The following is a 21,561-nucleotide window of genomic DNA, read 5'->3' on the forward strand; positions in this document are numbered from 1 at the left end:
AAGATGAAGAATGTAGTGATTATTGGCGCCAGTGGATATAGCGGCGCAGAGCTTGCCAGTTTAATAGCCAAACACCCCCACTTCTCCCTGAAGGGTTGTTATGTGTCAGAGCAAAGCTTGGATAAAAACAAGTTATTGAGTGAGTTGTATCCAGAACATACAGGTTTGCTCGACACTTTTTTATTACCGCTAACTGAGCAGGCATTGAACGTTATTTCTGATCAAGCTGATTATGTGTGTTTGTGCACAGATCATAAAGTGAGCGTTGAGTTAGCACCCAAGTTTTTAGCGCTAGGAAAAAAGGTGTTTGACTTGTCTGGTGGTTACCGGTTAGCAAACCGTGATGATTATGATAACTATTATGGATTTGAGCACCCATCCCCTGATTGGCTGGAAAAAGCGCAATATGGTTTAGCTGAGTGGTATGCAGCGGAGATTAAAAAGGCACAATTGATCGCGGTAGCTGGGTGTTACCCTACTGCAGCTCTTAATGCACTGAAGCCCTTGAAAGATGCCAACTTACTTTCGGATGAGCCTGTCATTATCAATGCGGTGTCGGGTGTTACTGGGGCGGGTAGAAAAGCCAATATGGCGACGCATTTTTGTGAGGTGTCACTTGCGCCATATGGGTTGTTTAATCACCGCCATACCCCTGAAATATCTCAATACCTTGAACACCCTGTTTTATTTACGCCACATTTGGGCAGCTTTGCGCGAGGCATTTTAGAAACTATTTACATCAAGTTAAAGCCTAATACGAGTGCCGCGCATGTTGAACAAGCGTATCAAGTGCTTGCTGATGAGCCTTTAATTCGCTTAAAAGGCAGTGTTTTGCCTTCAATTAAAGGGGTAGTTAAACAGCCTTACGTAGACATTGGGTGGCAGCAACAAGGTGAGCAGCTTATCGTGGTGGTTGCCATCGATAACTTACTAAAGGGGGCTGCGGGACAAGCAATTCAGTGCATGAATATTGTCAATGAACAGCCTAGTTACTTCGGTTTAAAGGAAAATAACGTATGAAGACCTGGGTAATTAAAGTGGGTGGTGCAGTTTTAAATCAAGATGATGCAGCGACAGAGTTGTTTAAAGAAATGGCTAAAATTGCAACATGTCACCCAAGCAACCAATTCATATTGGTCCATGGAGGGGGGGCATTAGTTGATAGGTGGTTAAGTGATGCTGGATTTGCAACGGCAAAGCATCAAGGGTTACGGATCAGTCCAAAAGAGCAAATGCCATATATTATTGGTGCGTTGTCTGGGTGCGCAAATAAGCAGCTCATGGCACAAGCTATTGTCGCAAATTTGCAACCTTTCGGTTGTAGTTTGTATGAAGCAGGCATAACAGTCACGCAAAAGTTAAAAGCCTTAGCCCAAGTTGGCCAGTGCCAAGTTGGGAAAACCGGTGTGCTCCCAGAGTTGTTGGCAATGGGCCGTTTACCGGTTGTAAGTTCAATAGGTATTGGTCCTGATGGGCAGTTATATAATGTGAATGCAGACGAAGCTGCGGAAGCTATCGCAAGTGCACTCGGTGCTGAACTCGTTTTTATGACTGATGTAGAAGCCGTATTAGATAAAAATAAGCAGCCTATTCGGCATCTGAATGCTGAGGGGATTAACATGCTTATTGAAACAGGAGTCATCGTGGGTGGAATGGAGGTCAAAGTAAAGACCAGCCTTCGCGCAGCCCAATATTTACGACGAGGAGTGTACATTTCAAGTTGGCAAAAGCCAGAAAACCTCTCGTTTCTGGTTGGCGGAAAACATGCTGGAACACAAGTTACACCTTAGGAATAAATACGATGATGACACATTTTTTAACAGGTTTGGAATTAAATAAAAACCAAGCCTTACAATTACTTAATTTAGCGCTAAATATTAAGCAACAACCTCAAGAATATAGTCAGGCACTGGCCGGAAAATCAGTCGTAACACTATTTGAGAAGCCAAGTTTAAGAACGCGATTATCTTTTGATATTGGCATTAATAAACTCGGAGGACATGCTGTTTATTTAGATCAACAAAATGGCGCGATGGGCAGTCGAGAGTCTGTGCGTGATTTTGCGTTGAATATTGCCACTTGGGCTGATTGTTTGGTCGCGCGAGTGAATCATCACAGCACACTGACTACGTTGTCAGAAAATTCGAGCATTCCCATTGTAAATAGTTTATGTGACTTGTATCACCCATGTCAGGCACTAGCAGACTTTTTAACCTTGCAAGAAGTTTATGGAGATGTCAGTAAACTTAAGTTGGCATTTATAGGAGCTGGCAATAATGTAACACATTCGTTGATGTTGCTGGCGGCCACTCTTGGAACAGATTTCGTTGTGGTGTGCCCCAAAGGGCATTCTCCCGATGCGCAGATAGTAAAACAAGCAGAACAAATCGCGGCAGTTAATGGTGCGTCTGTTTTGATTAGCGACAGAGTCGAAGCAGCCGCTGGTTCAAATGTTCTGTATGCAGATACGTGGGTGTCGATGGGCGACAATACACCACTTGAACATGTAAAACAGACATTTATGCCTTATCAAGTTAATCAAACTTTATTAGATCAAACCGGTGCCAGCTGTGTATTGCATTGCCAACCCGCGCATCGAGAGTATGAAATTACGTCACAAGTGATGGATGGCACCCATTCAAAAATCATTCAACAAGCTGAAAACCGGATGCATGCGCAAAATGCATTATTGGTCTCGTTGTTAAACCCAAATTATCTGTAAGGAAGATCATGAGTAAATTTAAGAAAGTGGTATTGGCATATTCAGGTGGTCTAGATACATCGGCAATTGTACCTTGGTTAAAAGAAACGTACGACTGTGAAGTTGTCGCATTTGTGGCTGATGTAGGGCAGGGCGCTGATGAGTTAACGGGTGTTGAAGAGAAAGCCATAGCATCAGGTGCGTCTGAATGTCACATTGTTGACCTAAAGGAAGAAATGGTCAGTGAGTATATTTACCCGACCTTAAAAACAGGTGCCATTTATGAAGGTACTTACTTGTTAGGTACCTCTATGGCTCGACCTATTATTGCAAAAGCTCAGGTTGAAGTAGCACGTAAAGTTGGCGCAGATGCGTTATCCCATGGTTGTACTGGCAAAGGTAATGATCAAGTACGTTTTGAAGCATGCTTTGCGGCTTTAGCACCAGATCTTGATGTAATTGCACCTTGGCGAGAGTGGGATTTGACCAGTCGTGAATCTTTATTGGACTACTTAGCGCAGCGTGATATTCCATGTGCCGCATCTGCGACAAAAATTTACAGTCGAGATGCAAATGCATGGCATATTTCACATGAAGGTGGTGAACTTGAAGACCCGTGGAATCAACCGAGTGAACAAGTTTGGACCATGACTAACTCTCCTGAAGAGGCCCCTGATAAGCCTGAGTACATATCGGTCTCTGTACAGAAAGGGCAAGTGGTTGCCGTAAACGGTGAGCGTTATAGCCCGTATAATTGCTTAGTTCAATTAAATAACTTGGCTGCACCACATGGCGTAGGCCGAATAGATATTGTTGAGAATCGCTTAGTTGGTATGAAATCACGAGGGTGCTATGAAACACCGGGTGGCACAGTCATGATGGCTGCATTACAAGCGGTAGATGAACTGGTACTCGATAAATCTAGTCGAAAATGGAAAGAAACATTGGGCAATGAGTTTGCGCATTTGGTCTATGACGGTCGTTGGTTTACACCATTAAAAGCGTCCATTTTAGCTGGCGCAGAAGCGTTATCAGACTTGGCGACGGGCGAAGTTGTGCTTAAGCTGTATAAAGGTCAAGTTCATGCGGTACAAAAGCAGTCGGTGAATAGCTTATATAGTGAAGATTTTGCAACATTTGGGGATGACGATGTGTATGACCAGTCTCATGCTGAAGGTTTTATTCGCTTGTTTTCATTATCAAGCAGAATAGCAACATTGAATAGTAAAGCAAAATAGTCAGATTTAATTGTACTGAGTTTGGAGAATAGACATGGCATTATGGGGTGGCCGGTTTTCATCAGGCCCTGACGCTGCATTTAAGCAATTTAATGACTCATTGCCATTTGATTATCAAATGGCAGAGCAGGACATAATTGGTTCAATTGCATGGGCAGGCGCATTACAGCAAGTTGATGTTTTAACTGGTAATGAGCATCAAGAGTTGGTCAACGCGTTACAGCAGCTACAATCTGAGGTTGAGGAAAACCCGACGGCGGTTGCCACATCAGGGTTTGAAGATATTCATTCTTACGTTGAGGCTAAGCTTATCGGCAAAGTGGGTGACTTGGCGAAGAAGCTTCATACTGGGCGCAGTCGAAATGATCAAGTTGCAACAGACTTCAGGTTGTGGAGTCGTCAAAGCGCGGAGCAAATATTGACCGCGATTGGTAGCTTGAAAGCTGCCTTTATAGCGGTTGCAGAACGTGAGCTTGGTACTATCCTGCCGGGCTATACGCATTTACAACGTGCACAACCAGTACTATTTAGTCACTGGTGTATGGCTTATGTCGAGATGCTAGAACGTGACGAGTCACGGCTCAATGATGCAATTGCACGCTTGAATGTGTGCCCTCTTGGTTGTGGAGCCTTGGCTGGCACAGCTTACCCCATAGATCGGCAAGCTCTGGCGTCTACACTCGGTTTTACAGAAGCATCAAGAAATAGCTTAGATTCAGTCTCAGATAGAGATTTCGTCGTAGAATTACTGAGCTGTGCCAGTATTTCAATGATTCATTTATCGCGCTTCGCGGAGGATTTAATTTTTTACAATTCAGGAGAAGCTGGATTTATCGAACTCAGCGACAGTGTTACCTCTGGTTCATCATTGATGCCTCAGAAGAAAAACCCTGATGCCTTAGAGTTAATAAGAGGCAAAACTGGGCGAGTATTTGGTGCTTTTAGTGCCATGATGATGACTCTAAAGGCGCTGCCACTTGCATATAACAAAGACATGCAAGAGGATAAAGAAGGGTTGTTTGATGCAATGCCAACTTGGTTAGCCTGTATTCATATGGCGCAAGCGTGTTTAAACGGGCTGAAAGTCAACTCTGAACGCACATTATTAGCGGCGCGAGGGGGGCACGCCAATGCCACTGAACTTGCTGATTATTTAGTGGCTAAGGGGATCCCATTTAGGGAAGGGCATCATATTGTTGGTGAGTTAGTTCAAGTAGCAATTGCAAAGCAGAAAAATCTTGAACAGCTTCCGATTGAAGAGTTTAAAGCTGTTTGTGATGCCATTGAGGAAGATGTTTATCCGGTATTAGAAATTGACGCATGTATTGCCGCACGGCAAGCATTAGGCGGCACATCTTTGCCGCAAGTAAGTGATGCGATTAAAACTGCGAAAAAAAAACGGCAAATTACGGTAAGAGATGCAACGCTAAATGATGTAGAAGCAATTGCTGGGCTTGTGCAGTACTGGGCTAAGGTCGGAGAGAACCTGCCTCGCGCCAAAAGTGACATGGTGCATTCAATCAATGAATTTGCAGTGACAGAAGTGGGTGGAAAAGTAACAGGATGTGCTTCATTGTATATTTATGATACTGGTCTGGCCGAAATTCGCTCATTAGGTATTAACCCAAGCGTTGACGTCAAAGGTCAGGGGCAGCAATTAGTTGACTATTTATTGTCTAAAGCTAAAAAGTTGGCGCTACATCGCATCATTGTGTTAACAAGGGTGCCTGGTTTTTTTACAAAGCAAGGGTTTATTGATTGCACTAAAGAAAGTTTACCTGAAAAAGTCATGAAAGATTGTGAGTTGTGTTTAAGAAAAGACAATTGTGATGAGGTTGCAATGGAGTTTATGTTAACCAATAAGTCCAGTAAATTTATATCATGTAGGTATGTCGCATAGAGTTATTAATTGCGATTTATAATTGGTTTATTTTGTTTTTCTGAATAGTGTTGCAATTCTTGGTTTTTTTGTTAAATATTTTAACATTGTGGCTCGGTATTTGCCTAATTTCAATGGTCATGGCTTTTTGACACTTCGGGCATGAAGTCTCAAAGAGTTAATATTGGAACTGAGGGAAATTATGTTTATATCAATTGAAATGTTAGCAAAAAAAAGCAAATCATCGAAAAGTGCTAGTAAGAATAGAGAACTTTCTGGTAAGGTCATAATAAGTAAGTCAATTCTAGGCTCTGTTTCTGGGGCTCGAGGCGGTGGCGCGAGGCCTAAGTCTAAAGATTAGAGGTTTGGGAGAGTACATATTATAGTCCAGCTGAGTAATGCATTATCGGAGTTATCTTTACACTTTGATACTATTATCGTTATTGGAATGGGGTTGAGTTTTCTACTTAACCTTTTCTTTTATATATCTGGAATTAATAGACAACTCTCTCTGCTGATTACCTCAGCTGTTATGGCAACTTCATATTTTATAAGTAATCATTTAGTAAAGTTAAGTTTTAGCTATTGGGTTTATCTAGAGTGGATAGCATATGATTTACTCGTTATACTTCTTATTTACTTAATTCATAAACTAAGAAAAATAGAGTTCTGTACAGCATCTTTTTACGTGTTTTTAGGTTTATCAATAAATTCAATGTTATTTTTTATAATGTTCATTGATCTCCATTTCTTTGAAAATAAAGATTCTTGGTGGTTTTGGCACTTATATACTATTTTAGTGAATTCTGTTGATATATTTATGGTTTCAGTTCTTATTTTAAATCGGGATTTACTTGGTTTTTTTGCAATAAAAAAAAGGTTTTCTTCTTAACTAATATATAGGTAATAAATTTTTATATTCATGCTATTTTTAAATGAATGCTTTGTATTTTAGTTTTTTGTGTAATTGAAATTTCATGATTTAATCTGGAATTATCATTGTCATAATATATAACTACTTTTCTAACTACAATAGGTCTGATCTTACCCTTTCAAAGAAAAATTTTAATATCCACAGCCTTAATAGAGTCATCGAATAAGTTAGAATTGTTTAGTTCATCACTTAGTTTCTTGCCATTGTTGAGTGATTTGGTAAATAACTTGATGTTATGGATGGTTTTAATCACTACACGGCTGAATTTTGCGCGAATGTTTGAGCCAAGTGCTTTTAAAGCTGATGAAAAGCATTACCCGCTTGAATCTGCGTTTGTGAGCTTTCTACAATTTTTTTCCTATAATGCCAGCTTTTAGTATCAATCACTGATTTTTACATTGAACCTTATCAGGGTATTCGGTTTTTTGTATTGCACAATGGATTTTTCTAGTTATTTTAACAAGTTATAAGCTCATGAAATTAATTCTAAAAAATGGAGAATATCAAGGTTTTACCTTATCCTATGTGTCGCATCGAATGGATTGCTTTTCTTTTCTTGTTTTTACACATGGTAACTGTGGCTGAGGAGATTTTCTATTATCCCGTGTGGCTGGCTAATCTGTATATCAAGTCTATTAGTTTACTAGACTTAATAGTAGTACTCTCTTTAATTATACATAGAGATTTCTTGGTAATATAAATTTAAAAGCCGGGTGCGATCTTTTATCAGTGCTGTATATGTTAAATAACCGCTTTATTAAATCTAGTAGGAGGCTTGTGTTTCGGGGCGGGCTTAATGAGAAGATAACTATGTTTTGAATCATTCACGGCTAACTATGCCCGTACTATTATTAGGTGTATCCATGGTTTTACTTTTTTCGAGTATCATTGATACTTAATATGCGTGCTAAACATCTACTCTCTGGCATGAGGTGACATAGTGAGCATATAAAAGTAGTATAAGACCAGCTTGATGAAACTTACCTATACATACTTTTATGCTCTTCGGATTAAAACTGGAACTCCCAACTTAATTTTACCGCACTGTTCACATCATCATTCCCATTTTTATTTTCATCTTTATCTTGCCAAACAGAAGTACTTATTTTACCTAGTCCTCCAAGCAAGCCGTGTTGATAGCCTACTTCCAATAAAGTGCGCTTGGTTTTGATATGTTCAAATTCGATGTGTTTTAATTTGGCATAAGCACCGATGCCAGACATTTGATAGTAATCTGCAGCAAGGGTAATGCTTTTAGCTTGAGGCCCAATTGCTGCGCCTAGCCACTGATCACGCTCTTTGTAATCGGAGCCTTGTGAAGGTTCAGCAAAGTTGCATTGAAAGCTTGCTTGCTGTGCCTTGCAGTCAATTGTACTGTCGCTATATTCAATATAGGCTTTGGCACGATAGTGGGCGTTACTAAAAAATGTTTCGGCACCAAAAGTCTGCATACTATTTTGTGGCGCGAGACCTTTATCGTTATCGCCCATCACTTCACCATAAAAAGACAATGCTCGATTTGCAATGAGGGTTGAATATTTAAAATCAAAACTGGTCAGTCGGCGTTGTGTTGTTGTTTTATCTGTATCCTTTAAATTACTTGGGCCAGAGAAAATAAAGTCACTACTTGTACTACTAAAAGCCAGCTCTAAACCACTAATTGGCGTAGTTGATAGTCTTATTCCCCAAAAGTCTCCTGTGTGTTTTTGCGATAAAAGAGGTTTTTGCTTAGCCGCAATCGCTGTGACTTGCCAAGGCCCGATAAATGATAGAAAACGAGGGCCATCATAATCACTGTTGGCTCTGCTGAGTCGTACTGCTTTCATTGGGGCGGCATTGTTCGACAACATCATCGCATTGTCATTGGCTGGACCCCACCAATAATTCAAACGTTCCGCGCTGAGGGACCAATTTCCATATAGTATTGCTAAGTGACTACCATAGTGATTAATCTTTTTCTCATCTATTGCTTTGTCAGCATAATTCACTTGTATTTTAGCGCTGACGTTAGTGCCAGTGATGATGCTATATGTATTTATACCTGACTGAGCAGCTTGTCGTGAACCGAAGTCATTATTCAGCGAAGGAGCGTCATCAAAATACGCCTTAATGCTTGAGTATTGTGCTCGCTTTGCTTGTTGCAAAGCATGTTTAACATGCTGTAAGGCAAAATGCGCTTGTGGGCTGAGTGTACTTTCATCAACGCGAGAGAGATCTTGTACAATACCTTGCCATAAAAGTGGGTATTGATTAATTGGACGATTGATTACACCATGGCTTGCGAGTAAGTCGAGTGAGTGCTTGAGCGCGCTTTCGTCCGATGTGATCCAAGGGCTTGCTATAGCATGTGTACTGGTGAAAAAATAGACTGCGAGTGTTAACGGTAAATGTTTCATCCGTGTAGTTTTTCCTTTAATGCATGAGCGACGATAGGGTCGACAAATTCACTTACATCTCCACCATGTAACGCAACTTCTTTAACTAAAGTAGAGGAGATAAAGGAGTTTCGTTCTGAAGGAGTAAGAAAAACACTTTCTAAATCGGGGTTTAATCGTCTATTCATATTTGCTAATTGAAATTCATAGTCGAAATCAGATACCGCTCTAATACCTCTGATAAGTACACTGGCATTGTGCTGCTGTGCCAAGTCGACGAGTAAACCAGAAAATCCAATGACTTGCACATTTTTATATTCACTAAGTACCTGTTCGGCCAGCGCCACACGTTCATCGAGCGTAAAACAGGGTTTTTTGTTTGGATTATAGGCTATGGCCAACAACACGACGTCAAACATTTTAGCTGCTCGTTTAATGAGATCAGAGTGACCATTTGTTAATGGATCAAATGTTCCTGGGTATAGGGCAGTTACTTTCATAAATCAATGAGTTCGATGAGTTTGCGTCATAATACCAGTGTTTTTCTTATATTTCACTGGTCTGCTTAGATGCATTTTTGCTTATATCTAAAACTGATTAATGCTATTTTCAGTTATTCTAATTAGCTATACTTAGCTGGTTATATATTACTTACATTATAAAAATTGCGTGTTAGAGAGAACAGGATATGAATACCAAGGAAAAAATTATTCGTACCAGTATTGCTTTGTTTAATTTACATGGAGAACGAGCAATAACCACCAACCACATAGCTTCTAATTTGGGAATAAGTCCGGGGAACTTGTATTACCACTTTAAAAACAAAGAAGACATTATCCGTAATATTTTTACATTATATCGAGAGCATTTAAGTACTCATTTTAAACCTTTGAATACGGAATTTGAACCGCTAGAACAACTAACTAAGTACTTAGATTCATTGTTTGAACTGATGTGGCGTTATCACTTTTTCTATGACAACTTAACCGATATTTTAGCGAGGGATGAAGTGTTGAAAAAGGAGTACATTTCTTTTCAAGCAGACTTGTTTGAACAAGTTCGATCAGTGGTGATTGGCTTAAGAACCAGCAAAGTGATTGATATTAGCGATGAGGATGCAGTTGAAGTCGCACATATGTTGAAAATGACAGTGAGTTTTTGGACGCCTTATGTGAAAGCGCGTCGTTTAACTGGGGTGTTAGAGCAGCAAGATATTTACAATGGGATAGTTAAAGTTTTGATGTTATTTAAGCCTTATTGTACTGACCTAAGCACACAAAAAATAGGTTTATTACAAGCGCATTATCAGCAATTGGCTGATGAGTCATTACCGAGTATTGCGTAATTAGGTCATTTTAGCCAAGTGGTTATTTCCTAGTCGTGTAGAAATTTGCTATAATCGCGCGCCAGTTGTCCCGGCGCGCATTCGCCCAGTCTAAAGAGTTATTTCTATGCTTAAACTTATCGTCAAACTGCATCCTGAGATCGCAATCAAGAGCAAATCTGTTCGTAAGCGCTTTACACAAGTGCTTGAAAGAAATATCAAAATTATTTTGCGTCGTTTTGATGAAAATGTCAGAGTAAAAAATAACTGGGACAATATTTCAGTTGAGAGTCAAAGTACTGATGAAACAATTCACGCGTTATTTATCGATAACTTAAAACGAGTACCTGGCATTGTACAGTTTATTGAAGTACAGGAGACACCCTTTGATACTCTTGATGATATTTATCAACGTACATTAGAGCTTGCCGGACACAGTATTGAAAATAAAACTTTTTGCGTTCGAGTTAAACGAAAAGGGGAGCATGCGTTTACGTCCTCTGATGTTGAACGTTATGTTGGCGGTGGCTTAAATCAAAATGTATCAGGTGCAAAGGTAAAGCTTAGCAAACCCGAAGTGACTGTAAAAATAGAAATTAAGGGTGCATTAGCTTACATTGTAACCCATACCCATTACGGTATTGCAGGATTTCCACTTCCAACTCAAGAAGATGTACTTTCGCTCATTTCTGGTGGGTTTGATTCTGGGGTCGCAACTTATCAAATGATGAGAAAGGGCGCTCGTACACACTTTTTGTTCTTCAATCTTGGGGGAGCAGCTCACGAAATCGGTGTAAAACAGGTAAGTCATTACTTGTGGAATCGTTTCAGTTCCACACATAAGGTTAAATTTATTACTGTTGATTTTGAACCTGTTGTTGCTGAAATCCTTGAAAATGTTGAAAACGGTCAAATGGGAGTGGTGCTCAAACGCATGATGATGCGTGCGGGTAGCCAAGTCGCAGAGCGATTAAATATTCCGGCTTTAGTCACTGGTGAAAGTATTGGGCAGGTATCGAGCCAAACGCTTGCGAACTTAAATGTCATTGATAGAGTGACGGAAACGTTGATTATTCGACCGCTGATTCAACATGATAAAGCCGAAATTATCAATATAGCAAGAGACATAGGCACCATTGAAATGGCGGAAGCAATGCCTGAATACTGTGGTGTTATTTCTAAGAAACCAACAGTAAAAGCCAAACTTGATACAATTATTGCCGAAGAAGCTAAATTTGATTTTGATGTATTAGACACGGTCATTAAAAATGCCACAGTGAAAGACATTAGAGATATAGAAGCTGAAGCAAAAGAAGAAGTAAAAGAAGCTGAGAGTGTAAGTCAGCTACCCGAAAATGGCGTGATCTTAGATATTCGTGCGCCCGATGAGGAAGATGCATCGCCTCTTGAAGTAGATAATGTGGAAGTTGTACACCTACCATTTTTCCGTTTAAGTACCAAGTTTGCGGATTTACCTCAAGATAAAGAATATTATCTGTACTGTAAAAAAGGCGTAATGAGTCAGTTGCAAGCACTTATCTTGCATGAGAATGGGTTTATGAACGTAAAAGTGTACAAGCCTGAATAGGGGGAGTGCACTTATGATAAAGCTGAGTTATGCATACTCAGCTTTTTTTCATCAATTGTGAGAGTCCAATAATTGAATGAGCATCTTTCGGTTAAAAGGCGTGTCAATGCTGTGATGTTCACCTCTTTGTACGATATATCCGCAAATAGCTTCTACTTCGGTTTTTCTATTATTCAGAACGTCTTGCGCCATAGATGAGGAATTATTTTGTGTGCGAGCCATTACTTGATAGGCTGTTGTTAGTGCTTCGCTAAGCTCAACATCGATTTTTTCTGCACGCGCGACGGTACATGCTTCATTTAATAATTGTAAAATGGTACTGGCGTATTTTGGTTGGCGTAGTTGGCCATTTCTGATTTGGTGGATTGCAGATAAAGGGTTTATAGCGATATTCACCAGTAGCTTTTGCCACCTTAGTTGCTCAATATCAGGGTGGATCCTGCTATGAGGTAAGAGCGAAGAAAAAAACTCACTAAAGCAGTATGATAATCGTTCTGAGGCTGTTGCATTTGATACACCTAAATAGGTTTCTCCGACTCCCGTTGCCTGTACCGTCGTATCATTTATTTTTAATCCTCCCATTGACGTACTAAAAAAGAAAAGTGCTTGTTTTGGCCTTAGGTGTTGTTTAAATTCATTGAGGTTAGTCATGCCATTGTGGCTAATAAATACATTTGCTTGTTCTGTTAAGTACGGGAATATTGAATAAAAAGCATGCGCTAATTGATATGCTTTGACACAAATAAAGCAGTTACTAATAACGAGGGAGCGTTGTGTTAGTGAATAAATGTTGATGTGCTCAACAGGGAGAACATGGCTTTTTTGATCGTGATAAAAAGTAAATGGGGTCGCGTATTCGCGCCTTACTAGCAAAGTCGTATGGTGAGCGCGACTAAAAGCATTGGCAAGGGATAAGCCAATAGCACCGGCCCCCAGAATGTGTATATTAGCCATATTTTTTACCGCACCAAGTACGCCATAAAGTATAGCTTGCGTAATAGCTGACAGCCCCAAGTACATCGGCGATAAAATCTGCAAAAGATGCTTGACGATGGGGGAGCATGCCTTGCATTAATTCAATGCCAACTCCATAGCTTGCTAATAAAGTAATTTGTAACCACATAGGCCATTTAAAAGCATGCTGCATAATAAAAGCGAGTATGAAAAATATGCCGAAGTGAGCAATTTTATCAAGGTGTTCTATCTGTATACCCGAATGCTGGATTTCTCTCGCAAACAATACGGTACAAATGGCCAAGGTGATAAGCAAAACAATTTGATAAATACGTCTGGTCACAAAACATCCTAGATTGTTGGTGTGTTAAAGAGTGCGGTCAGTATATCATTGAAAACTGGCTGTTGGGTGAATATAAAAAGCTGTCCAAACTTAATTTTAGATTGATATAATTGATGGATATCTATTAGGAGAATTATTATGCCATCATTTGACATCGTGTCAGAAATTGAAATTACAGAAGCACAAAATGCAGTAGACAATGCCAAACGTGAGCTTGAAACCCGTTATGATTTTCGTGGTGTAGATGCTTCAATTGAACTTGCGAATGAAACGATCACGTTAAAAGCGGAAGCGGATCCACAAGTGATGCAGTTATTCGATATATTAGCCAGTAAGGCGTCAAAGCGTGGTCTCGATGTCGCAAGTTTAGAACTCAAAGATATTGAGCGTTCTGGGAAATATGTATCTCGTAAAGTGGCTTTGAAGCAGGGCATTGACAAGGAGATGGCTAAAAAAGTGGTCAAAGTAATTAAAGATGCAAAAATTAAAGTGCAAGCCTCTATTCAAGGTGAAGAAGTGCGTGTAACGGGTAAAAAGCGAGATGATTTACAAGAAGCAATGCAGGTTGTGCGCAGCGGGGAGCTAGGTCAACCATTTCAATTTAAAAATTTCCGAGATTGATTTTTCTATAAAAAGCCTGCATTTGCAGGCTTTTTATTAGAACTGTTACTTTTCCACAAAGCGAATCGTTGACGGAGTCAGTTCAGTTAGTAAGCGTGTACCCTCAGGGATATTATCTGCAGTATTGATAATATCAACACCAGGTGTTGTTGGGTTGTTGATCCCCATCCATAAAAAGTTTGCTGAATCCAAAGCTAGCTGTACTATTGCATCATCGCCAGTGTTGGCAATATTACTCGCAATCACTGCGCCTGTCGTTGGGTTAAACTCATGCAGGGTTGATTTTACATGGTACTCTGGGCTAAAAAAGGTTTGATTACTATAAAAGTAACCTTTTTCCTCAGATACGATAACACTCGCTCTGATAACGGCTGATTCGTTTTCTGGGATGGCTTGTGCGTCAATAATGTTTCGTACTGAATAGTCCTCAGGGGTGATCTCTTCAATTCGACTTAATGATAAATCAGTCCCAGAATATGAACTTCGAGACGTGACATATACTTTGTCATTAGCAGTGACAACACTATTCTCTAATGGATTTCTCCCTACAAGCGGGATGCCTTTAAATTCATCATCAGCTAATGCATTGGTTTCTATTTCTGTATCAGTTAAGGTGTCAAATACTGCAACATAAGCAATACCCGGCGTCCAATTGTCATCAATACGCTGCATGGCAATATACAGTTTACCATCCAGTATTGCAGCTGATGATGGAGTGGGGGTATTATTCGCATTATTATGTGCGTAGTGAGAAATGTCTAGCTCTCCGATTTTGAAGTCTTCAGCTTGTGTGGCTTGCGGGTTTACTATCCACACTTTTCCAGAGCCATAGCGGATAAGATAAGCTTTATTGTCATTTAATGAGACTAATGAGTACGGGTTTCGACTCACCGAGTCTTGACTGTCTTGTGTTGAATATGACCAAAGCGCAACGTCAGGTGCCGCACGATTATATTTTGTGATTTCATCAATCTTAAAGCGACCAATATGGTATATATCTGATTTGTATGTGCTGAGCGTATAGTCTGAGGCATCTTTTATATAAAAGCCGGTTTCAACGTTTTGTTGGACAGGATCGATGTAAACCACTTCTGAGCCCAAAAAGTCGGGGGAAACGGTTTGGACAACTGCAAAATCAGGTGTATCTTTTACATCATCAAGAGAAATAGAAATTGTTAATGATGCATTGAGCTTATCATTAGTTTGCTCTGTTGCGGTTATTGTTACACTAAATGTCGTGTCTCCAACCACTTCGAAGTCGGGTGCGTCTTTAAAGCTCAGTTCTCCTGATTGTTCAAGGTTAAATAGTGCACTTGATTCACCGCTCAAGCTTAAGATTAATGCATCTCCATCAACGTCATTTGCCGTGTATGAGCCAACTAAAGTGGTGTTTTCTAGGACTGTTGGTGATTGATTACCTGTGAGTGTTGGTGCATTATTTTTATCACTTGAGCCACAGCCTGTAAGTACTAAAGCGGATGCAATAAGGCTCAAAGGTAAGCTTTTTTTAGCTAGCGTATGAAACATGGTTTAGATGCCCTTTAAAGAATATTTAAGTTGGATACTGCGCCCATGAGCGGGGCGATTGGCTAAATCTTGAAACTCAGTATTAAACAGGTTACTGAACGTCAAATTCAAATTATGTTGGCTATGTGACCAGTTGAATGTCACGTCGGTTACCTCTCTATCGGCTGGCGTGCCATTACCTCGATTTTTTTCACTTTGGAATTTATTACTGCGATTAAAGTAAAGCTCACGGTCTATTTTATGATTCAGGCTTACACTCCACTGGTTATTCACTTGGTAAGTGAGCGCTGCGCTATATTGTCTATGATAAACACCTGGCAACTTTTTATCGTCAAAAGCACTGAAGATTGAGTGTGTATTTGAGTGAATGAATGTGCCTTTTAGAGCAAACAGCCATTGAGTATTAAATTTATAATTAGTTTGTAACTCTAAGCCCTTTAAAGTGGCTTCAGAGACATTTGTATAGCTTCCCACATTGCTGGAATTAAAAATAGCGACGATGCTGTTCTCTTGTTTTTTTATATAGCTAGAAGCATTGAGCACCAGAGCTTTACGCTTATATGCAAAGTTGATAGCCCTTGTTTTAGAGCGCTCAGGTAATAAGTTTGCGTTACCTTTAAAAGCACCACGATTACCATAAAGTTCAAACAATGTTGGGGTTCTGACACCTTTAGAGAAAACGAATTCAGCAACAACTTCGCGCCATTGATAGGTAGCTCCTAACTCATGTGTATCGAACTGGTCGTTAGCATATAGCGTTTGCGCTGTTGTATTTTTGAGAGGTTCATTACTCGATTTGTTGTGTAGCTTGTTGTACAACCCATATATATTAATAGGTAGTGTATTTCCTTGCCACTCGATACGTGTGCCGTAGTTTGTTTGCTGCAATTGCGCTTTGATATCGCATTCGCTGATGCCATTACATGGATTTGCTTGATCATTTATGAATTGTTCGGACTGAAAGGCGTGGTCGGTGAGGGTAATAAAAGGTGTAAATGTATAACTGTCCCAGATAACCGTTGGCTTTACGCTAACATGCTTTTTATCAGAGTTATAATGATAACTTTGCTCTGAAACCCCGTTGGGGGCGTCTAAATAAATTTCACTCTTATCTTGATAATAGCTATCCAGCTCAATGCTGGGTACATAAGCATGTATATCATGCAACGTATGCAAATAGCCGAGACGCCATGTTTTAGTGGCTAAATTGGATGTGGTTTCAGGTGAGTTATTTCTATAATTCGGTAACTCTTTCGTTTGATCTGAATATTGCCCATGAATTCTAACTCTGTTGTTTTCAAATTTTATATTATCATTGATATAGAGTGTATTTTTACTGTAGCCATTGTTAAGCAATGCCTGTTTTTCAGAAATAGAAGGGTTGTTAAACGTTTGAGGCACTAAGTATTGGTAATTATTATCGGTATTTAGCGTTTGTGCGCCGAGCGTTAAAGTATGCTGGTCAAAAATCGTATTGACCGTAGCATTTAATTCGGTATGACCAAAAGATCCGACGACGGCTGATAGCTTTTTTTGTGAGTTATCTGGATTGTACGTATTGATCCTTACAACACCGCCAATGGGAGTGGCCCCAGTCCCAATCGCTTGGCTTTTACTTATTTCTATGCTCTGAATTTGCTCTGTTGGGATTTGATTTAAATCGAATCCACCAAATTGACTGTCGTTGACGAGCTGCCCATCAATGTAAAATTGTACTTGCTTACTATTTGAACCTCGGATAGAAATTGCAACTGGGTTACCGAGTCCACTGATTTGGCGTATTTGAATGCCATTTATAGAGCTTAGAATATCGGACAAGGTTTGAGCACTATTAATAAACTCATGGCGCTGGAAAATTTTATAAGAGGGTGAGTAGCTGCCTGTATGTTCAACTTCTAAAATTTCTATGTTTGTGCTGTCACTGGGCACGATCTCTTTGCTTGATACTGTGGGTATGACCAATAAAGCGAACACAAAAAACATAAATAGTTGCATAAGTATCTCATTATTAGGGGAGCAATGAGAAATACAGTCATGCTAAAGCATCACGATATATCCCATATTGCCCACCGCAATATTATAAACTGGATTTTATAGTGAGGCCGGTCTCCGGACTTTGGTGAACATGTTTGCTCAGCCATTACCGTTGCGGGGGCAGTATTAGACTATTTAACCAAGGTGGTTACGGCACTAATTTCCCGATTATCTTTATCCGATACAAGAGGATTAAGCACCTCACTATTTTGACGCGTAGTCTGAGGTCTTTATAGGTAAATGTCAAAGTCTATACGGTGTCTTGATAATTGTGTTATGTCGATTTCTAAATTATATCTGATGGCGAAAAAAGAAGGTGGATGATTTTTGTGTATTAAAAATCAACTAGTTATGGTTTTTTTTGGGATGTTCGAAAGCAAGCTTTCTATGTCATCCCGTTTATTAGTCGGGGGGTTTTAATCTATGTTATTCACAAATCGTTGTTCAAACTTTGCTATTTTTGGCGCAATTAACATACTGCAATACCCCTGATTAGGGTTCTCATTAAAATAGTCTTGATGGTAGTCTTCTGCCGCGTAGAATGTTTGTGCTTCGCTGACTTCGGTGACAATAGGTGCTGATATTTGTTGCTGAATCCTTGTGATCGTATCACTGATTGCGTGATGCTGATATTCATCGTGATAATAAATCACACTTCTATATTGTGTACCAATGTCATTACCTTGGCGATTTAACTGGGTTGGATCATGTAACGTAAAGAACATAGCCAGTAAAGTGTCGTAATTAACCATGGTGCTGTCAAAGCTTACTTCCACTACCTCTGCGTGGCCGCTATCACCTTGGCAAATAGCTTTATAAGTTGGCTCTGGTGTGTGTCCACCTGTATAGCCTGAGCGAACCGATGTAACTCCTCTAACGCGACGAAATGCAGCATCAATACACCAAAAGCAGCCGCCACCAAATGTGGCTTTTTTTATACTAGTCATGTTCAACCTTTTTTATAGCTGTAGCCTGTTGCTCTAATTGTAGCGCTAAAAACTCTGGTGATTGTGTGTTTTTAGACAATAAGTTATACGCACAAGGGATCACAAATAAAGTGAGTAATGTGGATACACTCACCCCAGCAAAAACCACGACACCAATCACCATTCGACTCTCAGAACCGGGGCCAACAGCCATAACGAGTGGAATTGCGCTCATTACAGTCGTAAGTGAAGTCATAATGATAGGCCTTAAGCGCTGGACTGATGCCGTTACGATGGCTTGTTCAAATGCGATACCTTTGTCACGCAGCTGATTGGCAAATTCAACAATCAGAATGCCGTTTTTAGCACTTAAACCAATTAACATGACGATACCAATTTGGCTATATATATTGAGCGAGCTATCGGTTAGGTAAAGTCCGTACATCGCACCAACGAGGCCAAGTGGCACAGTTAACATAATTACTAGTGGGTGAATAAAGCTTTCGAATTGTGCCGCGAGTACTAAAAAAGTCACGGTTAGCGCTAAGATAAAGACATAAGTCATGGCTGATTCACCTTCATAGAACAGTTGTGATTCACCTTTGTAGTCTATTGCACCATCAATATTATTCTCTTCAGCTGCAACAGTGTTTAAGAAGTCCAGAGCTTCAGCCAACGTATAGCCATTCGCTAAGTTTGCCGTGATCGTTATAGCACGCATTCTGTTGTATCTATTTAGACGAGACGCGGTGGCCGCTTCATTGATGCTGATCAAGCTGTCAAGAGGGATCAGTTCATCAGTACGTGATTTGACAAAAATATTTGCGATATCATTGGGACCGCCAAAGTCAGCTTTTGTACCTTTTAGTATGACATCATACTCTTCACCCCGATCGATAAAAGTGGTGACTCTGCGTTGCCCCAACATTGTTTCAAGCGTATTACCTATATCACTGATAGACACACCTAAATCAGCCGCTTTTGTTTTATCTATTTGAATTAAAAACTGTGGAAAAGTTTCTTTGTAGTCATGGTCAAGTCGAACGAGCCCTTTGTTCTTTTGAGCTCGATTAATGATCTTATCTCGCCATTGTGCTAGTTCTTGATAGTCATTACCTTGTAACACAAATTCAATAGGCCGAGATTGACCACCACCACCAATTCCTCGTCGCATAATAGCAAAAGCTCTAATATCAGTTACTTCGCGCATTTTAGTGCTTATCTCACCCATTACTTCCCATGTTGAACGTTTTCGCTCATCCCAATCTGGCATGCCTATGATCGCAACACCGCCTTGGCCACCCCAGCCTGGAACCCTAACAAGCACTCTGCTCAATTCTCCCGTCTCCACATAAGGCAGTAAGCGTTGTTCTATTTGAGCCATATTTAGTTCATTGTTCTCGTAGCTTGCACCTTCGGGGCCATTCATCATCACAAAAAAGGTACCACGATCTTCTTTGGGAGTGAGTTCTGATGGGATCTGTTGAAATAAAGTAAAGCTGGTAAAGCCTGCTAGGATAAGAGTAAAAATAAGGCTATAACGGCGTTTCAGGTTAGCAGTTAGTACATTACGATACCCTCGCTCTAAACGTGAGAACTGAGCGTCCATCCATTGGCTAAATCTATTATTACTGCTAGTAGGTTTTAGTATTTTTGAACTGAGCGCCGGCGCGAGAGTGAGAGCTGTTATACTTGAAAACAAAACCGCGGCGCTGACCGCCATAGCAAACTCAGTAAAGAGTGCGCCAATACGACCGTCCATGAATACCAAGGGAACGAATACTGAAATAAGAACCAGTGTTGTCGCTATAATCGCAAATCCGACTTCTTTAGCGCCTTTATAGGCTGCAAGTAATGGCGGTTCCCCTATTTCAATACGACGATGAATATTTTCTAACATAACAATGGCGTCGTCTACCACTAATCCGATAGCTAATACGAGTGCGAGCAGGGTCAATAAATTAATTGAGTAGCCCATTGACAGTAGAAACATAAAGGTTGCAATAAGCGCTACAGGCACTGTAATCGCAGGAATAAGCGTGGCTCGGACCGTACCTAAAAATAAAAATATAACGGTGACCACCAAAGCCATCGCAATCGCGAGCGTACGGTATACCTCCGTAATGGACTCGCGAATGAAAATAGATGAGTCGTAACTGTCTTGAATCGTTGTTCCTTCGGGTAGGTTTCGCTTGATTTTCTCGAGTTCTTGACGTGCGTTGTCTACGACGTCAAGTGTATTGGCCTTGGCTTGCTTCACAATACCCAGCCCAATCATATTTTTTCCATTCCCCCTGAAAGTACTTTCGTTGTCTGCCGCTTCAAGTATTACGTTAGCGACTTCATTAAGACGAACTAAATAACCTTGCTCTCCGCGCTTTATCACTAAATTATTAAAGTCACTTTGGCTTTTATAACTGCGGGCAATTCTGACTGCGAAATCGCGATCTAGAGATTCTATTTCACCTGCTGGTAATTCGACGTTTTCACGACGTAGTACCTGTTCAATATCATTTGTAGTGATTCCTCTCGCTGCCATTGCTTGTCGGTTTAACCATATCTTCATCGCATATTGGCGCTCTCCACCAATACGGACATTAGACACTCCATCAACCACAGCCAATCTATCCACAATGAAGCGTTGGGCATAATCCGACAGTTGCAAAGTGTCCATACTTTCACTATTAAGTACAAACCATGCTATTGGGCTTTCATCTGAGTTAGATTTGGAAACCTCAGGCGGTCTCACTTGTTCTGGAAGTCTGTCGAGTGCACGCGAAACTCGTTCCCTTACATCGTTCGCGGCAGCGTCTATATCTCGGTCGATATCGAACTCAATGGTGATGTTTGAACGACCATTCCGACTAGATGAATTGATACTTTTAATGCCTTCTATACCGGAAATTCTGTTTTCCAGAACCTGCGTTATCTTTGCTTCAACGACCTCACTTGATGCACCTGTGTAGTTGGTACTTACACTTACTATGGGTGTTTCAATATCAGGGTACTCTCGTAGCGGCAGCATACTAAATGCGACAAGACCAAAAGTCAGTAATAGTAAATTAATAACGATGGCGAATACGGGTCTTTTGACTGCAGTATCAGTTATTTTCACAA

General features: G+C 40.3%; 16 protein-coding genes and 1 riboswitch. Of the genes, 8 read left to right on the forward strand and 8 right to left on the reverse strand.

Translation table 11 applies throughout. The features are described 5' to 3' along the window. Nucleotides 1-3 precede the first annotated feature (3 nt). From argC to argH, 5 genes are read left to right on the forward strand one after another with little or no spacing between them, the layout of a single operon-like run. Nucleotides 4-1,020: an N-acetyl-gamma-glutamyl-phosphate reductase gene (gene argC / locus J8L98_RS11520; RefSeq protein ID WP_210996533.1), complete on the forward strand. Its 1,017-nt coding sequence runs from the start codon at nt 4-6 to the stop codon at nt 1,018-1,020. Further along, nucleotides 1,017-1,790, forward strand: coding sequence for an acetylglutamate kinase (gene argB, locus J8L98_RS11525; RefSeq protein ID WP_210996534.1), 774 nt, complete (start codon nt 1,017-1,019; stop codon nt 1,788-1,790). Before argC ends, argB begins: the two co-directional genes overlap by 4 nt. Before the next feature lie 11 nt (nt 1,791-1,801). After that, the gene (locus J8L98_RS11530) at nt 1,802-2,722 is read left to right on the forward strand and encodes an ornithine carbamoyltransferase (protein WP_210996535.1); all 921 of its coding nucleotides are present in this window, start codon (nt 1,802-1,804) and stop codon (nt 2,720-2,722) included. An 8-nt stretch (nt 2,723-2,730) separates the two neighbouring features. Further along, complete coding sequence (locus J8L98_RS11535; protein WP_210996536.1) at nt 2,731-3,939, forward strand: argininosuccinate synthase; 1,209 nt, start codon at nt 2,731-2,733, stop codon at nt 3,937-3,939. 34 nt (nt 3,940-3,973) lie between these two features. Beyond that, a complete protein-coding gene (gene argH / locus J8L98_RS11540; RefSeq protein ID WP_210996537.1) occupies nt 3,974-5,839 on the forward strand; it encodes an argininosuccinate lyase in 1,866 nt (621 codons plus the stop codon). A 1,923-nt stretch (nt 5,840-7,762) separates the two neighbouring features. Here argH and J8L98_RS11545 read toward each other — a convergent pair. After that, nucleotides 7,763-9,148, reverse strand: coding sequence for a capsule assembly Wzi family protein (locus tag J8L98_RS11545; RefSeq protein WP_210996538.1), 1,386 nt, complete (start codon nt 9,146-9,148; stop codon nt 7,763-7,765). Then, nucleotides 9,145-9,627: a pantetheine-phosphate adenylyltransferase gene (gene coaD, locus J8L98_RS11550; RefSeq protein WP_210996539.1), complete on the reverse strand. Its 483-nt coding sequence runs from the start codon at nt 9,625-9,627 to the stop codon at nt 9,145-9,147. Before coaD ends, J8L98_RS11545 begins: the two co-directional genes overlap by 4 nt. A 188-nt stretch (nt 9,628-9,815) precedes the next feature. On the opposite strand from coaD, the gene J8L98_RS11555 reads away from it, so the two are divergent. Continuing rightward, nucleotides 9,816-10,472, forward strand: a complete 657-nt coding sequence (locus J8L98_RS11555; RefSeq protein WP_192505848.1) for a TetR/AcrR family transcriptional regulator — start codon at nt 9,816-9,818, stop codon at nt 10,470-10,472. 106 nt (nt 10,473-10,578) lie between these two features. Continuing rightward, the gene (gene thiI, locus J8L98_RS11560) at nt 10,579-12,039 is read left to right on the forward strand and encodes a tRNA uracil 4-sulfurtransferase ThiI (protein WP_210996540.1); all 1,461 of its coding nucleotides are present in this window, start codon (nt 10,579-10,581) and stop codon (nt 12,037-12,039) included. Between the two features lie 51 nt (nt 12,040-12,090). Here the strand turns inward: thiI and J8L98_RS11565 are convergent, their stop codons facing one another. Continuing rightward, complete coding sequence (locus tag J8L98_RS11565) at nt 12,091-12,993, reverse strand: 2-dehydropantoate 2-reductase (protein ID WP_210996541.1); 903 nt, start codon at nt 12,991-12,993, stop codon at nt 12,091-12,093. Next, on the reverse strand, nt 12,986-13,336 hold the full coding sequence (locus J8L98_RS11570) for a VanZ family protein (protein WP_192505845.1): 351 nt from the start codon (nt 13,334-13,336) through the stop codon (nt 12,986-12,988). The genes J8L98_RS11565 and J8L98_RS11570 overlap by 8 nt, the downstream gene beginning before the upstream one ends. A gap of 138 nt (nt 13,337-13,474) precedes the next feature. Between J8L98_RS11570 and J8L98_RS11575 the strand changes: the two genes are divergently transcribed. Beyond that, nucleotides 13,475-13,957 (forward strand): YajQ family cyclic di-GMP-binding protein, encoded by a 483-nt coding sequence (locus J8L98_RS11575; RefSeq protein ID WP_192505844.1) that lies wholly within the window; start codon nt 13,475-13,477, stop codon nt 13,955-13,957. Between the two features lie 45 nt (nt 13,958-14,002). Here J8L98_RS11575 and J8L98_RS11580 read toward each other — a convergent pair whose 3' ends face one another. The 4 genes from J8L98_RS11580 to J8L98_RS11595 all read right to left on the reverse strand — a co-directional run bounded on the left by J8L98_RS11580 (nt 14,003) and on the right by J8L98_RS11595 (nt 21,559). Then, nucleotides 14,003-15,484: a cadherin repeat domain-containing protein gene (locus tag J8L98_RS11580; protein WP_210996542.1), complete on the reverse strand. Its 1,482-nt coding sequence runs from the start codon at nt 15,482-15,484 to the stop codon at nt 14,003-14,005. A 3-nt stretch (nt 15,485-15,487) separates the two neighbouring features. After that, nucleotides 15,488-17,479 (reverse strand): TonB-dependent receptor, encoded by a 1,992-nt coding sequence (locus tag J8L98_RS11585; RefSeq protein WP_210996543.1) that lies wholly within the window; start codon nt 17,477-17,479, stop codon nt 15,488-15,490. Between the two features lie 87 nt (nt 17,480-17,566). Then, nucleotides 17,567-17,737, reverse strand: a riboswitch (cobalamin riboswitch). Between the two features lie 197 nt (nt 17,738-17,934). Continuing rightward, complete coding sequence (msrA, locus tag J8L98_RS11590) at nt 17,935-18,465, reverse strand: peptide-methionine (S)-S-oxide reductase MsrA (RefSeq protein ID WP_210996544.1); 531 nt, start codon at nt 18,463-18,465, stop codon at nt 17,935-17,937. Next, nucleotides 18,458-21,559, reverse strand: coding sequence for an efflux RND transporter permease subunit (locus J8L98_RS11595; RefSeq protein WP_210996545.1), 3,102 nt, complete (start codon nt 21,557-21,559; stop codon nt 18,458-18,460). The genes msrA and J8L98_RS11595 overlap by 8 nt, the downstream gene beginning before the upstream one ends. Between the last annotated feature and the right edge of the window lie 2 nt (nt 21,560-21,561).

The sequence above is a fragment of the Pseudoalteromonas sp. MMG013 genome (assembly GCF_018100885.1).
Classification (GTDB): domain Bacteria; phylum Pseudomonadota; class Gammaproteobacteria; order Enterobacterales; family Alteromonadaceae; genus Pseudoalteromonas; species Pseudoalteromonas aurantia.

What these genes read in the sequence shown, in the direction of transcription:
- argC (WP_210996533.1), top strand. Translation starts at nt 4, where the DNA reads ATGAAGAATGTAGTGATTATTGGCGCCAGTGGATATAGCGGCGCAGAG.
- argB (WP_210996534.1), top strand. Translation starts at nt 1,017, where the DNA reads ATGAAGACCTGGGTAATTAAAGTGGGTGGTGCAGTTTTAAATCAAGAT.
- J8L98_RS11530 (WP_210996535.1), top strand. Translation starts at nt 1,802, where the DNA reads ATGATGACACATTTTTTAACAGGTTTGGAATTAAATAAAAACCAAGCC.
- J8L98_RS11535 (WP_210996536.1), top strand. Translation starts at nt 2,731, where the DNA reads ATGAGTAAATTTAAGAAAGTGGTATTGGCATATTCAGGTGGTCTAGAT.
- argH (WP_210996537.1), top strand. Translation starts at nt 3,974, where the DNA reads ATGGCATTATGGGGTGGCCGGTTTTCATCAGGCCCTGACGCTGCATTT.
- J8L98_RS11545 (WP_210996538.1), bottom strand. Translation starts at nt 9,148, where the DNA reads ATGAAACATTTACCGTTAACACTCGCAGTCTATTTTTTCACCAGTACA.
- coaD (WP_210996539.1), bottom strand. Translation starts at nt 9,627, where the DNA reads ATGAAAGTAACTGCCCTATACCCAGGAACATTTGATCCATTAACAAAT.
- J8L98_RS11555 (WP_192505848.1), top strand. Translation starts at nt 9,816, where the DNA reads ATGAATACCAAGGAAAAAATTATTCGTACCAGTATTGCTTTGTTTAAT.
- thiI (WP_210996540.1), top strand. Translation starts at nt 10,579, where the DNA reads ATGCTTAAACTTATCGTCAAACTGCATCCTGAGATCGCAATCAAGAGC.
- J8L98_RS11565 (WP_210996541.1), bottom strand. Translation starts at nt 12,993, where the DNA reads ATGGCTAATATACACATTCTGGGGGCCGGTGCTATTGGCTTATCCCTT.
- J8L98_RS11575 (WP_192505844.1), top strand. Translation starts at nt 13,475, where the DNA reads ATGCCATCATTTGACATCGTGTCAGAAATTGAAATTACAGAAGCACAA.
- J8L98_RS11580 (WP_210996542.1), bottom strand. Translation starts at nt 15,484, where the DNA reads ATGTTTCATACGCTAGCTAAAAAAAGCTTACCTTTGAGCCTTATTGCA.
- J8L98_RS11585 (WP_210996543.1), bottom strand. Translation starts at nt 17,479, where the DNA reads ATGCAACTATTTATGTTTTTTGTGTTCGCTTTATTGGTCATACCCACA.
- msrA (WP_210996544.1), bottom strand. Translation starts at nt 18,465, where the DNA reads ATGACTAGTATAAAAAAAGCCACATTTGGTGGCGGCTGCTTTTGGTGT.